The 13,653-nt window shown below is 68.0% G+C and carries 15 protein-coding genes; 12 read left to right on the forward strand and 3 right to left on the reverse strand.

Going from position 1 to position 13,653, the window contains the following annotated elements; all coding sequences use genetic code 11:
* Nucleotides 1–648: 648 nt before the first annotated feature.
* From ACFV9O_RS22250 to ACFV9O_RS22260, 3 genes are all read left to right on the forward strand, one after another.
* On the forward strand, nucleotides 649–1,572 hold the full coding sequence (locus ACFV9O_RS22250; protein ID WP_385420458.1) for a hypothetical protein: 924 nt from the start codon (nucleotides 649–651) through the stop codon (nucleotides 1,570–1,572).
* Between the two features lie 128 nt (nucleotides 1,573–1,700).
* Nucleotides 1,701–2,291: a restriction endonuclease fold toxin-2 domain-containing protein gene (locus ACFV9O_RS22255; RefSeq protein ID WP_385420460.1), complete on the forward strand. Its 591-nt coding sequence runs from the start codon at nucleotides 1,701–1,703 to the stop codon at nucleotides 2,289–2,291.
* A 14-nt stretch (nucleotides 2,292–2,305) separates the two neighbouring features.
* Nucleotides 2,306–2,761 carry a hypothetical protein gene (locus tag ACFV9O_RS22260; RefSeq protein WP_385420462.1) on the forward strand — a complete coding sequence of 152 codons (456 nt, stop codon included), beginning with the start codon at nucleotides 2,306–2,308 and terminating at the stop codon, nucleotides 2,759–2,761.
* Between the two features lie 97 nt (nucleotides 2,762–2,858).
* Here ACFV9O_RS22260 and ACFV9O_RS22265 read toward each other — a convergent pair whose 3' ends face one another.
* A complete protein-coding gene (locus ACFV9O_RS22265) occupies nucleotides 2,859–3,122 on the reverse strand; it encodes a hypothetical protein (RefSeq protein WP_385420464.1) in 264 nt (87 codons plus the stop codon).
* Between the two features lie 99 nt (nucleotides 3,123–3,221).
* Here ACFV9O_RS22265 and ACFV9O_RS22270 point away from each other — a divergent pair, with 99 nt between their 5' ends.
* A complete protein-coding gene (locus ACFV9O_RS22270; RefSeq protein WP_385420509.1) occupies nucleotides 3,222–3,788 on the forward strand; it encodes an HD domain-containing protein in 567 nt (188 codons plus the stop codon).
* Between the two features lie 10 nt (nucleotides 3,789–3,798).
* Here the strand turns inward: ACFV9O_RS22270 and ACFV9O_RS22275 are convergent, their stop codons facing one another.
* Together ACFV9O_RS22275 and ACFV9O_RS22280 are read right to left on the reverse strand one after the other, a co-directional pair.
* The gene (locus ACFV9O_RS22275) at nucleotides 3,799–4,266 is read right to left on the reverse strand and encodes an NUDIX hydrolase (protein WP_385420465.1); all 468 of its coding nucleotides are present in this window, start codon (nucleotides 4,264–4,266) and stop codon (nucleotides 3,799–3,801) included.
* Entirely contained in the window at nucleotides 4,253–5,023 is a 771-nt protein-coding gene (locus tag ACFV9O_RS22280; RefSeq protein ID WP_385420467.1) for an XRE family transcriptional regulator, read from the reverse strand. Before ACFV9O_RS22280 ends, ACFV9O_RS22275 begins: the two co-directional genes overlap by 14 nt.
* A gap of 97 nt (nucleotides 5,024–5,120) precedes the next feature.
* On the opposite strand from ACFV9O_RS22280, the gene ACFV9O_RS22285 reads away from it, so the two are divergent.
* From ACFV9O_RS22285 to ACFV9O_RS22320, 8 genes are all read left to right on the forward strand, one after another.
* Nucleotides 5,121–5,819 (forward strand): haloacid dehalogenase-like hydrolase, encoded by a 699-nt coding sequence (locus tag ACFV9O_RS22285; RefSeq protein WP_385420469.1) that lies wholly within the window; start codon nucleotides 5,121–5,123, stop codon nucleotides 5,817–5,819.
* Nucleotides 5,820–5,968: 149 nt separating this feature from the next.
* Nucleotides 5,969–7,060, forward strand: a complete 1,092-nt coding sequence (locus tag ACFV9O_RS22290; RefSeq protein WP_385420471.1) for a hypothetical protein — start codon at nucleotides 5,969–5,971, stop codon at nucleotides 7,058–7,060.
* Nucleotides 7,060–9,114, forward strand: coding sequence for a hypothetical protein (locus ACFV9O_RS22295; protein ID WP_385420472.1), 2,055 nt, complete (start codon nucleotides 7,060–7,062; stop codon nucleotides 9,112–9,114). The genes ACFV9O_RS22290 and ACFV9O_RS22295 overlap by 1 nt, the downstream gene beginning before the upstream one ends.
* Nucleotides 9,111–10,181: an enolase C-terminal domain-like protein gene (locus tag ACFV9O_RS22300; protein WP_385420474.1), complete on the forward strand. Its 1,071-nt coding sequence runs from the start codon at nucleotides 9,111–9,113 to the stop codon at nucleotides 10,179–10,181. Before ACFV9O_RS22295 ends, ACFV9O_RS22300 begins: the two co-directional genes overlap by 4 nt.
* Nucleotides 10,163–10,609, forward strand: a complete 447-nt coding sequence (locus tag ACFV9O_RS22305; protein ID WP_385420476.1) for a hypothetical protein — start codon at nucleotides 10,163–10,165, stop codon at nucleotides 10,607–10,609. The genes ACFV9O_RS22300 and ACFV9O_RS22305 overlap by 19 nt, the downstream gene beginning before the upstream one ends.
* On the forward strand, nucleotides 10,606–11,274 hold the full coding sequence (locus ACFV9O_RS22310; protein WP_385420478.1) for an HAD family hydrolase: 669 nt from the start codon (nucleotides 10,606–10,608) through the stop codon (nucleotides 11,272–11,274). The genes ACFV9O_RS22305 and ACFV9O_RS22310 overlap by 4 nt, the downstream gene beginning before the upstream one ends.
* Nucleotides 11,271–12,068 (forward strand): class I SAM-dependent methyltransferase, encoded by a 798-nt coding sequence (locus tag ACFV9O_RS22315; RefSeq protein WP_385420480.1) that lies wholly within the window; start codon nucleotides 11,271–11,273, stop codon nucleotides 12,066–12,068. Before ACFV9O_RS22310 ends, ACFV9O_RS22315 begins: the two co-directional genes overlap by 4 nt.
* Complete coding sequence (locus ACFV9O_RS22320) at nucleotides 12,065–13,651, forward strand: creatininase family protein (protein WP_385420482.1); 1,587 nt, start codon at nucleotides 12,065–12,067, stop codon at nucleotides 13,649–13,651. The genes ACFV9O_RS22315 and ACFV9O_RS22320 overlap by 4 nt, the downstream gene beginning before the upstream one ends.
* The last annotated feature ends 2 nt before the right edge of the window (nucleotides 13,652–13,653 follow it).

Below are 13,653 nucleotides of genomic sequence, written 5' to 3' on the forward strand. Positions count from 1 at the left end.
TTGGCGGTACCCCCGCTGCACCAAGTTCTGGCCGAAAAGCCCGGCCGCGCAGACGCAGAGGCACAGGGCGGTGGGAAGAGCGGCGTAGTCGACCGCCGCGTGGGCCGTCATGCGTTTCATGGCGCCGAGCGCCAGGAGGATCGGGGCGGTGCAGCGGACCGATCGAAGTGCACAATTCGACAGGTGGGCCTCCTTGGTAGGGACCATGGCACGAGATAGCGGGCGAGGGCCGGGTACGGGAGCGGTCGGCAGCGTCACCATTTGAAACGTCTCTGACCTGGCGCTTTCCGGAGTTTGTACATTGACATGGTCTCCGGGAGTCGTTCCAGTCCCTTGGGGCTCTTTCACGTCTGCCGTGGGCGAATCCGTTCTCGGGCCTGCGGTGAGGCCGCCGGTGAGAGCCGTCCATTCCCATGGGAGGAGGGGGCTGGCGGAACCCCTATCACGGAGCCTGCGGCTGGCCTCGCCGACTGCAGCTTGGTCGCCAGCGAGATCGGCTTGCGGACAGTCCGCGGCAGGCGACCAGGCCGACCGTCGCCGAGCGGTCCGATCCCACATCGCATCAGCTCTGCGTCAAACCCTCTCTGGTGACGTTGAGTTGCTTGGGATACGTTGATCGTTCACGTCTGCAACGGGGAGGGCATGACGATGAGCGGGCTGGCGCCTGACGTCAAGTTCATCGCAGAGGGGATGATCCGCGGTTCGATGGGGTTGCTCGATTCGATGCGGGGTGCCCGCGACACGGCCATCGCCCTGGGCTACGAGCTGGCCCGACAGCACGGGATGTCGGGAGATGACGATGCGGGCCGCGCCTTCGCCAAGGTCTACGCCTCGGCAGCGTCCACGACGTTGGACCAGATGGGGTTCAGCTCCTACGTACTCGGAGAGACCAGCCGAGCGCTCATGCGCAACGCCCGCGAGTTCATGGCCGAGGAGAGTCGGCGCATCGCCGCGTTCCTGGGGAAGCAGCCCGACCTGACAACAGGCATGGGCGACCCCGGTGCCGACTGCACGGAGAACTACCTCGGCCTCGGCCAGGAGCTCCCCGAAGTCGTGGGCGAAACCGCGTGGTACGACCAGTACGCCCCTATGGGACGCAGTGACCGGTTCCGTGGCTCGCCCGAGAAGATCCGCGATGTCGCCGGCTCCTGGCGGCACGCCGGCAGTCTCATGCAGCGATTCCTTGAGGATGCGCAGACCAATGCCCTGACGGCGAGCAAGGCGCACTCCGGTGAGGCCGCCGAAGCCTTCCAGACGTACGTGAAACACTGCGTCGGCCTCACCTGTCCGCCGGCGAAGGCGCAGGAAGACGAGCCGTTGGTCACCAATCTCGTCGCTGCCTGCACTCAGCTGGCGAAGGCGTGCGATCGGTACGCCGATCACGTGGAAGCAGCCAAGGAGAAGATCGTCTATCACCAGAATGATCCGTTCGCGATAGATATGCCGTGGGACCAGCCGATGTTCGGTGCAACCGGTACGACGGCGGACTCCACGACGCGGTCCTGGGTGACCCGTGGATCCGGGATCTCGGCTCAGTGGCCCACGCCCTCGACGCGTCGGCGGCTCGGGTGAAGCTCCCCACCCCCGAGGCGCCCGGCGCCCCGGGGCTGCCTGGGATCCCTCTCCCCATCCCGCCCATACGCGTACCGGTCCCGGTACCGGTCAGGCTCGCGTCGTTCGCTGGGAGGGCCCCAGACCTGATGCCCATGGTCAACCCGGTCGATCCGGCCCTGCCCTTCGCCGACCCCATTCCGCCGGAACCAGGCACCACGCGGCTGCTTACCGTGACGGAGCAGCAGCAGTTCCGCACCTGGATGCACTCCCTGCGAACCGGAGGATTCGCAGGCGGCGGAGGGGTGGCTGATCCGGACAACGCCTACCAGCTGCGCATCGCCGGCTATCCCGAGCGGGAAGTGCCGCTGGAAGGGAAAAGGCGAGGGCTGATGGTCGACGGTATTCGACCCGTTGACGGATACCTCGTCGAGGCCAAGCACGTGCGGGACCCGGACTGCAAGAAGAAGAGCTTCCGCTCCCTCGACCGCGTCGAGGACACCCTGGCCAAGCCCGTCAAGGTGAACAAGAAGGGCGAGATCGCCTGGGACCCGGTCGTCGACGCCATGTACGCAGGTGACGAGAAGGAACTCGTCCGATACAAACAAGCCATGGCCAACCCCGCCAACGGCGAGATACGCGGTCTGGAGATCGTCACGAACGGCAAGGACAACGCGGCCTACTGGCAGTCCATGATGGCCATGACGGGTACGCCCGGCTCGACACGCTACGTACCCTGAGACTGAGGAACACTGTGTCTGCTCAGCGCAACATCCGAACCAACTTCTCCTTCTACCCGCCCCAGGACGACCCGGGAGCCTGGCACGCGACGCTCGACTCCCTGGAAAGGGCCTTGAGGGAGGCATTTCCCGAACCGACCGTGGAGTACCGGAAGTCCGGGATCCACGGCATGACCGTGCTCGACTTCGAGATCGAGCTCGCACCTGACGTCTGGGTCGACGGAACAGCCGCCATGCCCAAGCGCGACTACGCCTACATCACCCTCACCGACGTGACCGCCGACGAAGCCGCCGTCTTCGCCACATGGCTTCGGGACTCGTTCGCCCCCGCACCTCACCTCGTGCACTTCGCGAGCAGCCTCGCCATGGCGAACGGGGCCGAGGCCCCCTGGCCGCTGCCCCCTGGGGGCGACACCACTGAGATCCAGGAAGCGCTGCGCCGACACCTCGGCTCCTTCGACACACCGTAGGGGGTAGCCGCATACTCCCCATACGCGACCATCAGGTGGCCGCCTGCTATTCGCGCCCACGTCGCGAGGTCCATGGGGCGCGGCGGCAGGGCATGCCTCACAGGGTTCGAGGTCCCTGCAGGGTCAGGGAATGAGTGACAGCATGCACGAAGTGACCACGCACCCTTTCCAGAACGTGACGCACGTTGCGGAGCTCAAGCCCCTCCGGAGTCTCAGCTGTCTCGATCTCGCCGGACGGGAACCGCCAGGACACCTGGCCCACCGCGACGCTGCGAAGCACCATGAGTACGCCGCTGGCCTGGATCACGATCGCGGCCGCGATGCCCGGTCGGTCTTCTGCCGTCTTTGCGGTGATGCGCATACCTCCAGTGCTGTCAGGATCAGCGAGTGGGGATGGTGCCGAGGATGCTGAGGAGACCGCTCCCGTACTCGTTGCCCCGGTCGTATCCTCGCCCACGTGATGATGGTCGACGTCGGCTGGGCGTATGAACTGGCGGGTGAGCTCCTGCGCGAGAGCCTGCCGCGTAGATGGGCGCACACGCAAGGGGTGGCCGGGTGCGCCAGGCGGCTCGCGCCGCTCCTGAGGGAGAAGGCGGGACTACTGGAAGCGGCCGCAGTGCTGCATGACATCGGGTACGCGCCCAACCTTGTCGCCACCGGTTTCCATCCTCTCGACGGAGCCCGTTACCTGCGAAACGTCCACGGAGCGGACGAGCGTGTCGTCCGTCTCGTGGCGAACCACTCCTTTGCACTGCTGGAGGCCAAGGAGCGCGGCCTCCACGACGAGTTGGCCGGGGATTTCCCGCTGCTCGGCGATCCGCCGCTGGTGGACGCGCTGGTGCACTGCGACATGACCACGACACCCGACGGCGGGCGCACGACGTCCCAGGAGCGGGTGGGCGAGATCCTGAGTCGCTACGGAGAGGACAGCGTGGTCGGGCGCTTCATCCGCCGGGCCGCACCCAGCATCCACGGCAGCGTGGACCGAGTGCGGGCGGCCGCGGCCGAAGCGGGCATCGAACTCTGACTCTGACGAGCTATCCCAGGTAGGGATACGTCCCGAGCAGGTAATGGCCGATCTGCTCATGCATGCTCGCGTGGATGTCGAGGCTGCCAAGGTCCTCCGGGCGGATCCAACGGACGCCGTCGGCCTCGTCGTTGACCGTGGGCTGCCCGCCCACAGGGCGGCCGATATAGACGGCCTCGTACTGCTGCCTGATCTCACCGTCCGTGTACTCGATGATGTGCTCGGGGTTGGAGTAAACGCCGAGGAATCCGGTGACCTCCGCGACAATGCCGGTCTCCTCCTCGCACTCCCGTACGGCGCACTGCGCGGGACTCTCTCCGATGTCCTGAGCACCCCCGGGCAGGGCCCACTGGCCTGTGTCGCGGCGCCGCTGGAGCAGGATCGCCCCCTCGTCGTTCACGACCAGCATGTTGCTCGCGGGGATGAGCGTGTTGGCCTTGGGGGCCTTCGGGTCGTGGTAGTACTCAGTCCTGCCCACGGTGGTGCTGCTCCTGCCTGTCGGGCGCCCAGGGGCGCGCGGATGTCCACACGGCCTCGAAGCTTGCGCTGTATCGCTCGAACCACTCCCCGTCTTGTGTACGGCGGAGTTGGAGGAGCGGGTTCGCGCTGGCCGGCTGGCCCCATATATGGGGATTGACCATCAGGTGGTCGTCGTAACGGAAGATCGAGTTGTAGAGCGTCGTGTCGTGGAGCCGCACCTCGCATCCCGGGTAGCCGACGAGATCACGGTAGTACGTGAGCGAGGCCCTGATCTTGGCCGCGAGGGTGTCCCCGATGCCCTCCTCACGGCCACGGATCCGGACCGCGTCCCCTTCCGGATCACCGAAGCAGAGCCGCACGCGCACGCCGGCCTGCGCGCGCTCCTGGAGCATCCGTGCGATGTGCGGGTTCGTCTGCGCGAAGAAGGTGCCCGAGAAGACCAGGACGTCGATCTGCTTCATCGCCCCTAACAGCAGGGAGATCCACACGTCGCGTGGGACGCTCGCCCGGTTCGGATAGGTGTCGGCAAGTTCGGAATGAGACGGGCCGACTCGCAACGTCCGTTGTCCGGCCTCCGGCCACAGGTACGTCTCATCGACCCGCAGCAGATTGGCGACAACCCAACGATGTCTGCGATGGGGAACACGGCCGCCGACCCACCGGCTGGCCGTCTTGGGATCGACGGAGCAGGCTTCGGCCACCTCGTCCACGGTCAACCCGCGTTGCACGAGCGCGGAACGCAGTCGCTCATTCACTCAGGTAAGCCAACCTGACCGAAGTCCCAGGCCGCAAGTGAGTCAGGCATGGTGGCGCGGGTGTGGCCGGAATCAGCCGTGTGTCTAGGCTGACCATGTGCCACTCATCGTGCTCTGGGACATCGACCACACGCTCATCGAGAACTCCGGCGTCAGCAAGGAGATCTACGCCTCCGCCTTCGCCGCCGCAGCCGGCCGGGCCGCCGTCCGGCCGGCGCGTACGGAAGGACGGACGGACCGTCTGATCCTCGCCGAGATGTTCCGGGACCACGGCGTGCAGCCGCCTGGGTGGGACCAGATCCTGCGGGCGCTCGAGACCGCCGGTGCCGTGCGTGAAGCCGATCTCGCTCGTCGGGGCCGTGCTCTGCCTGGTGCGCGTGAGGCACTGGCGGCCGTCGGGGCAGAGCCCGGCATGGTCTCGTCCGTCCTGACCGGGAACATCTTTGCCAATGCCCGGGTGAAGCTGAGGGCCTTCGGCCTGGACGTGCTCCTCGACATGGAATGCGGGGCCTACGGCGCCGACTCGATGGACCGCGCCGCTCTGGTGCAGGTCGCCCGCGACCGAGTCCGCGCGGCTCACGACCTTCCGTCCGACACTCCTGTCGTCCTCATCGGCGACACACCTCGTGACGTCCAGGCCGCCCTCGAATCCCACGCACATGTCGTCGCCGTGGCCTCCGGCATCCACAGCTCCGAGGAACTGCGCGAGGCGGGAGCGACCACCGTGCTCCCGGACCTGACGGACGTACCCGCTCTGATGAGCCATCTGCGGTCGCTGGTTCGCGCCCTCATCTGAAAACGTCCCAGGACGTCCCGCAGAAGTCCCTGTACGAGGTTCGGCGTCCCGCCGCACGACGGCACTCTCCAATGTGCCGTCGGTGGCGGGCTCCCCCTCAGGCCACCGACGCGCTATCGACCTTCCGGCCTACTGGATGGAGTACGCGCGTGACAGCTCTACTCGGCGGACAGAAGAGCGCGACGTCCACGCTCGGGGAGGTGGAACGGCTCGCCGCGCAGTACCGGGTACCGGTCGAGGACGCGCTTCTCATCGCGGTCAACCTCCACGGCATCCGCTCCGACCTGCCTCGTCACCGGGCCCGTGTTCAGGTGAGACTGGCGAGCGCGCCGACGGTTCCATGGCAGCTCATCATTCCCCTGAACGTCACGGACTCCCCGTTCCGGCTCAAAGACGGGCGGCTCCTGCTGGGTGGAGTCCAGGTCGGCACCGTCGAGCGCGTCGACGCGGACGAGGCCGTTGGCGGGTACTTCCGGAACGGTGGTACGGCCGCGACGCTCAACCCGAACGCCCGAAGCCGCTGCGTGGGCTGCGCCTTCTGCCCCAACACGCTGGAGGCTGCGGCGGATCCTCGCCTGTCGGAAGAGCGGGACCTTCGCGCACTCCTCGCGGCGCTTCTGGAGCAACACCCGAGGCGCGACCTGACGGAAGTCCGCGAACTGACCGTCTCAACTGGGTGCTTCGAACGAGAGCCGGCGGCTGTGGACCACATGCGCGCTCTGCGGGCCGTGCTCATCGAGCACGGCGTTGAAGCGCGCATCGGCTTCCTGACTTCGGTATTGCGGTCGAAGGAGGCGTTCGAGGAGCTCGCCGACGTGGCGCCGTTCGTTCTCCGGCTGACGGCCGAGTGCTTCACCCATCGCGACCTGTTGCTGAAGGCGAGCAAGGCCACTCTGGCCGCGCCGCAGATGCCGGAGGTGCTCAAGCGGGCCATGGCCGCTGGTCACGGCACATCGTTCACCTACATCGTGGGGCTGGATGACATCGAGGCTCTGCGCGCGGGCGTCGGCGTGCTCGCCCCGTACGTCACGGAGTTCCCCAACTTCCAGGTGTACCAGGCCCACAACTCCGTCATGGCGGGCCTGCGCGCTCCCGGGGCCCAGGACCTCGAGTACTACCTCCGTGCCCGCGCGGTGATCGAGGACATCATGAGGCCGTCCGGACTGCGCCCGGCGGCATGGGAGTGCTACCGCCCCCTGTGGTACTTCACCTTCGCCGACGAAGCCCTGGTCAGCGCGTGATGCCCGAGATCGCCGCCCTGACGGACGCCATGTGGCGAGCCGTCTGCTACGCCACTGTGTGCCAACTCCATCTGTGCGACAACGTGCTGCTCAGTCGACCGCTGACCGCCGAGCATGTGAAGGAGCGGCCGTCCGGGCACTGGGGAACCGTGCCCGGCACCGCGTGGGCCCTCTCCCACCTCGTGCTCGCCGCCGGGGACCTGGACCGGCGGGTGGACCTGGTGCCGCTGCTCGGCGCCGGACACGCCGGCGTCGTGCAGCTCGCCGCGGCATGGGTGACCGGTGAGCTCGGAAAGGTGAGAGCTCAGTTCGGACCCGACGCGGGAGGTCTCCGACGGCTCGCCCAGGCGTTCCCTGACGTGGACGGACTGGGCGCCGAGGTCACCCCGGCACTTCCCTCCGGCGGGTTCCTCGGCGGGCGGCTCGGCGGCTGCCTTCCGTTCGCTCAGGGGGCCGCGCGCGACGCTCCCGGCAGGGTCATCGCGCCCGTGATCGGGGACGGCGAATGCGAGACGCCGACGACCGCCGCGAGCTGGCTGGCTCGAAAGGCCCTTCCTCGGGCTTCGGTGCTGCCTGTGGTGCACGTGAACGGGTACCGCATGGGCGGCCGCGCCCTTCTCGGCGCGATGGACGACGCCGAGCTGGTGGCGTACTTCGCCGGCCTGGGATGGGATGCCAGGGTCGTGCAGGTCACCACGGGCTCCCGGGAGGAGCATGCCACCTTTCACACAGCGTTGTGGGACGCGCTGGAGGCGACGCTTCACGACCAACCCACCGTACTGGTCATGCGATGCGTGAAGGGATGGAGCGGACCCGCCTCCCTGGGCGGCCGCACTCTCCTGGGCACCGCTGGCCTGCACAAGACACCGCTGGTCAGTCCACGTACCGATCCGGAGCAGCTGTCGAAACTGGCCCACTGGCTCAGCTCCTACCAGCCGCTGGAGCTGTTCGACGCGGACGGTCATGCACGAGGCGAGCTCGCAGAAGCCGTCTCCGCGGCCCGTTGGTGCTCCCTCGCTCCCTCCGAACAGCGGCGATCAGGAGACAGGCCCATGGCGCACGGCGCTCGTGGGTACACGTTCACGGAAGCGGTCACCGGTGTCATCAGGCGACACGCGGCGCGCGGCGACCTCCTGCTCCTCAGCCCCGACGAACTGTCCTCCAACCGTCTTACGGAACTCGCCGACGAGGGGTGGGCTCACGAACTGCTCGCGGAGGAGGTGCTGTTGGAGTGGCTCGCCGGGTGGACGGCCACCGGACGTCGCGGTGTGCTGGTTACATACGAGGCTTTCGCCCCGCTACTCGTGAGCGGTCTGGTGGCGCACATCAAGCAGCGGCGGCTCGCGGGCGCGAGGGGCCTGCCCAGCCTCAATCTGCTCCTCACCTCCTACGGCTGGCACAACGTCCACACCCACGGCGACCCCTCCCTCGCCACCTCGCTCCTGGCCCTCGGCGCGCCCACGGTGCGTGTGATGACTCCGGCCGATCCGGCGAGAACCGCCGCCGCCCTCGACGAGGTGCTGGTCTCGACCGACGGCGTCAACCTTGTCATCGCGGGCAAACACAGCCGCAGTGTTCATCCCGTCGGAACGATCAGCGAAGAGCACAGTCGTGGCCTCGCGGTATGGCCGCACCTGAGCGACGAAGGCGAGCCGGATCTCACGATCGTCACGGCGGGGGACATCCCGGCAGCCGTGGCCACGGAGGCGGTCGACCACGTCCGTGACCGTCATCGGTGCCGTGTCCGTGTCGTGAATCTCCTGGACCTCACCGTCCTTGGCAACCCCGTTCTGTGGCCGCGTGGATTGGGCGACCAGGAGATCGACCACTACCTGGGCGCCCATGCCTCGGTCCTCGTCCTCACCTTGGGCCACCCGGCGGCTGTCTGGGGCCTGTTGGCCGGTCGGCTCCGCCGCCCTGTCGATGTCATCGGGTGGCAGGAGCCGCCCGGGCCCATGCCGCAGCGGGAGCTGGCCCGCGCCCTGGGCATGGACCGCGCGGGGGTCGTGCGGGCCGCTGGCTTCCTCCTGGCCTCTCGCGAGGTGGTCCGATGAGCCCCTGGATTCTGGAAAGCCTGGAGATCGTCGAGACGGGGCAGCCCGTGGCGCCTGGAGACGACGCGTCCTTCGTGGCTGTCCACAGTGCCGCGGGAACGGGCTGGTACGGCCCGGTCAGCGAACGCATCGGACGCTACGTGATTGAGACGCTGGCCTGCGAGGTGAAAGGTGCGCTCGTCGCGGACCATGTGGGGTTGCTGAACCGGCTGCGCTCGGCAGCTCGCAGGGCACCGTCCGACGTCGCCTCGTGGGCCGTTGGCACGGTCGACTGCGCGGCCTGGGATCTCCACGGTCGGCTCACCTCGCGCTCGGTGGCGCACCTCCTGGCCGCGACGGATCCACGCACATCCGTTCCGGCCTACGCCTCGTGGCTGTCCCACGACCTCACTCGCATGGTCAGCCTGGACGCACTGCGGAACGTCGCGGCCGAGGGGTGGAGTTTCACCAAGTGGGGACTGCGCCGGGACCCGACCGACGCATCCGAAGTGGCCGCGGCACGCATGGCGCGGGCGGTCGAGCGCTGCTCCCGTGCCGTCGGCTCCCCGCTCGCCGTTGACGCGGTCGGCACCTGGACTCCGGCGGTGGCCATGGCCTTCGCGCAGAGCTGCGATCCGTCGTGCCTACGGTGGCTGGAGGACCCGCTGCCGCGCCACGACCTGGACACGTACGAACTGCTCGCGGCCACCCGGATGCCGCTGGCTGTCGGCGAGCGCGTGCACTGCGACGAGGACCCTGCTGGGCTCATCCAGTACGTCAGGCCACGTGCTCTGACCATCGACGTCGTCGGCTGTGGCGGACTCACCCGCGCGGTGAAGACTCTCGCCGTAGCCCGCGCCCAGAGCATCCCCATATACCCGCACGGCCGTTCGCTCCTGCCCGGCCTCCATCTCGCGGCCGCCTTCCCCGACGTCGTGCCGGCCGTCGAATACCGACTCCAGTGGGAGCCCGGACGTCAACGCCTCTACGACGTACCTCTTCAGCCCGTGGACGGAAACATCCGCCTGCCAGACATACCAGGTCTCGCCACGACTCCAAGGAGCACAACATGCCAAGCACCCAGGTGAACATCCGCGTCGAAGGCACGGTCAGCCACAGCTCCGAGGGCCCGCAACTGGTGCTCTCCCAGCGACTCGACGGGCAGGACACCTTCCTCACGGGAAGCCTCGACATCGGCGAGAGGACGATCCCGGTACGCATCCTGACACTCGACGACGTCACCGTGTTACGCCCGTCGGACAGCCATCTCGCACCGACGGAAGGCGAGCGATGGCACGGAACGCTCCACCTGCCGCACGGCCTGCGTCCGCGCAGTGTCCCACCGGACCTCAAGGCCGCCGCCGACCAGGAGGAGCGATACCTGGACGCGTTGGACGAAGCGGAGCTGCGCTACGTCCTCACCTTTCTCTCCGAGGCCACGACCACCACCATCCGCCAGGCCCGTGTACAGGCGATCGTCTCCGCACTCCCGACCACCACGAGGAACCGTCCATGACAGCAGCACCCCCTAAGCTCCTGGTCACCGTCGATGTCGGCGGCACCCTGGGGACCGCCGACGGCCCCGGTCTGGCGATGCGGCTGGTCGAGGCATCGCCACTGCCACCGGCACGAGCCCGCGAGATCATGCGAGCCGGCCTCCACACGCGCCCGTCCCTCACGGACTCCGTGGTGACGGAGGTGTGCGAGGCACTGCAGATGCCGTCGGAAGCGTTTCCCCGAGACCTTCCCCCCGCCCCGTTCAGCCTCTTCCCGGGCACGGTGGACGCCCTGCGAAGGATCAGCGAAGTGGCGACCATCGTCACGCTGTCGAACGTCACCTGCGTCGACGCCGACACCGAGGGGCTGCGCGCTCTCCTCTCGCCCTGGGTGAGCGACTTCTTCCCCTCCTGCCGCATCGGGCACACCAAGCCCGACCCGCGCGCCTTCCACGCCGTGGTCGACCACTTCGGTTCGTCGGCACATGGCCTGATCCACATCGGCGACGACTGGGCGTGCGACATCGTGGGTGCCATCGGCGCGGGAGCCAGGGCCGTATGGATATCGCGCGGCAGGAAGGTTCCCGACGAATCCCTGGTCGTTGACCACGGCGTGTTCGTCGCCCACGACCTGGCGGCAGCCGCCACGTACATCCAGCATCTCGCAGCACGGAGTGACACATGAGCCTCTTCACCGGAACCACCAGCTACTACCGCCAGTTCCGTCCGGGCATCCCCGAAGACGTCGCCACAGTCCTGGACCAGGCCACCCCGGCGCGAGCCGACCGCCCGCGACGGCTCCTGGATGTCGGCACCGGCACCGGGCTCGTCGTCGAGGCTCTGCTGGACTGGTTCGACGACATCATCGCCATCGACAACGACGCCGACATGCTCGCCGCCGCCGAGTCCGCGCTGCGGCCGAAACTGCCCGAAGGCTCCCACCTGTCGCTCGTGGAGAGCACCGCCGAGGACTTCGTCCCGCCCGCCGGCTGGAAGGCCGATCTCGTCACGATCTGCCGGGCGTTCCACTGGCTCGACCAGGACGCTGTGCTGCGCCTCCTCGACAGCCAGGTCGCCCCGGACGGCGCCGTCGCGATCTTCGGCGACAACAGCTTCTGGGCCGCGGGCAGCCCCTGGAAGGAGGCGGTCCGCGACGTGATCAAGACGTTCCTCGGCGAGGAGCGCCGCGCGGGATCCGGCACCTTCCAGCACCACAACCGGCCGTACAGCGAAATCATGGAGGAGTCGCCGTTCAACCAGGTCGAGGAAGTACGCGTACCCGTCCAGCGCACCTGGACCAGCGCGAGCATCCTCGGCTATCTCTACTCCACATCCTTCGCCGCGCCGCACCTCTTCGGCGACCGGCTGGAGGAGTTCGAGACCGCGGTGAGGAACCAGCTCGCCGAGTTCAGCGACAGCGACACCTTCCCCGAGGACAACGAGTTCCTCATCCGTATCGGGCGGCGGAGTCGGACGTGACAGCCGACGGTGACAGACGCTCGTACGGGAAGCTGACGGCACCACGCGCCGCAGCAGAGCTGAGCGAGCGGTCGGTTCTCTGTCTGCCGGTCGGCTCGTTCGAACAACACGGCACACACCTGCCCCTCGACACCGACACCGTCATCGCCGAGCGCTTCGCGGCACGCCTGGCCGCGCACGTCGCGGGCCGGCACGACCTCTGGGTCGTGCCGCCCGTCCCCTACGGGCTCTCCCCGGAGCACGCCTGGGCACCGGGGACCGTGACCTTGGACATCCCTGTCTACACAGCCCTGATCACCACGCTGGTGGCGGAGTATGTCCGATCCACACCCGTACGAACGGTGATCGTCGTCAACGGCCACGGCGGCAATCGGGACGTCCTGGAAGCCCTGGTCCACCAACTTCGGCACACCCACGACGTGGCCGCCTGCGTCATGCACCCGACCGCCCTCGCCGCGGGCGGGACCGTGATCGACAGCGAACTCCCCGAGATCCACGCTGGCATCCGAGAGACCTCACTCATGCTCGCTCTGGCCCCCGACCAGGTACGGCTCGACCTCCTCCCGGCCGACTCCCTTCCCGACCCCGGTCGGAGAGAGGAGATCCAACGCCTCGTACTCGACCGAGGTGTCACCTGGCCCTGGACCTCCGACAATCCGCGCTCGCCACGTACGGCGTCATCGGCGGCGACCCACGCAAGGCCAGCGCCGAGCTCGGTCGGGAGCTCGTCACCGCCGCCCTGCGCGCAGGCGAACGCGTCGTTGACCGGCTCAGCTTGTCCGACTCACCCAGACCGATCACCTTACGGAGGAACCATGACCCTCACGTCTGAGGAGAAGACCACGTTCAAACGGGACGGCGTGGTCGTTCGTCGCGGGCTGGTCGATCCCGACCTGGTCGGGCGCGCGGTCTCGCTCGTCGACACCTGGTACAGCGAGGGCCTGACCCCCGAGGACATCCCCGAGTACACGCAGCGCACCTTCGCGCCGGAACTGGGAAGCCACCCCGACGTCCTCGCCCTCTACGCGGCGACCAACGCTGCCAGGCTCACCTCCGAGCTTCTCGGCCAGACCTCTCCGGTCACCGCCGCGCAGATCCAGATTCGCGTCCCCGAAGCCGAACTCCCCGGCGTTCAGCCGGAGAAGGCGATGCACGTGGACGGAGTCTCCTGCCCCCACCTCGACCCACGTGAACTCCGCACCTTCTCCCTGCTCATCGGCGTCGTCCTGTCCGACATCAGCGACGCCCAAGGCGGCGCACTGCGATACCTGCCTGGTGGACACCACACCATGGCCCGGTGGTTCGGCGACCAGTGGTCGCTCGGGATGACGAAACAGGTTCCACCGGAGATCGACCGCGAGCACGGTGTCTCCCTTCTCGGAGCACCCGGGGACGTGCTGCTCATGCATCACCTCGTCCCGCATTCGGTCGGACGCAACCTCTCGCCCTCCCCCAGGGTGATGGCGTACTTCCGGGTCTCGCACCCAGACCACTCACGTCGGCGACTCGAAGCCCTCCGCGACCCGTGGCTCGACTACCCGCCGCTCGCTTCGATCCCCTCCACACCCGCGTTCCAGGAGTAGAC

It is taken from the genome of Streptomyces sp. NPDC059909, assembly GCF_042730885.1.
In the GTDB taxonomy this organism is placed as follows: domain Bacteria; phylum Actinomycetota; class Actinomycetes; order Streptomycetales; family Streptomycetaceae; genus Streptomyces.

Bases quoted from the DNA above. Each gene is read 5' to 3' on its own strand.
- ACFV9O_RS22310 (WP_385420478.1), top strand. From the start codon at position 10,606: ATGACAGCAGCACCCCCTAAGCTCCTGGTCACCGTCGATGTCGGCGGC.
- ACFV9O_RS22255 (WP_385420460.1), top strand. From the start codon at position 1,701: ATGCCCATGGTCAACCCGGTCGATCCGGCCCTGCCCTTCGCCGACCCC.
- ACFV9O_RS22295 (WP_385420472.1), top strand. From the start codon at position 7,060: ATGCCCGAGATCGCCGCCCTGACGGACGCCATGTGGCGAGCCGTCTGC.
- ACFV9O_RS22315 (WP_385420480.1), top strand. From the start codon at position 11,271: ATGAGCCTCTTCACCGGAACCACCAGCTACTACCGCCAGTTCCGTCCG.
- ACFV9O_RS22270 (WP_385420509.1), top strand. From the start codon at position 3,222: ATGATGGTCGACGTCGGCTGGGCGTATGAACTGGCGGGTGAGCTCCTG.
- ACFV9O_RS22305 (WP_385420476.1), top strand. From the start codon at position 10,163: ATGCCAAGCACCCAGGTGAACATCCGCGTCGAAGGCACGGTCAGCCAC.
- ACFV9O_RS22250 (WP_385420458.1), top strand. From the start codon at position 649: ATGAGCGGGCTGGCGCCTGACGTCAAGTTCATCGCAGAGGGGATGATC.
- ACFV9O_RS22265 (WP_385420464.1), bottom strand. From the start codon at position 3,122: ATGCGCATCACCGCAAAGACGGCAGAAGACCGACCGGGCATCGCGGCC.
- ACFV9O_RS22300 (WP_385420474.1), top strand. From the start codon at position 9,111: ATGAGCCCCTGGATTCTGGAAAGCCTGGAGATCGTCGAGACGGGGCAG.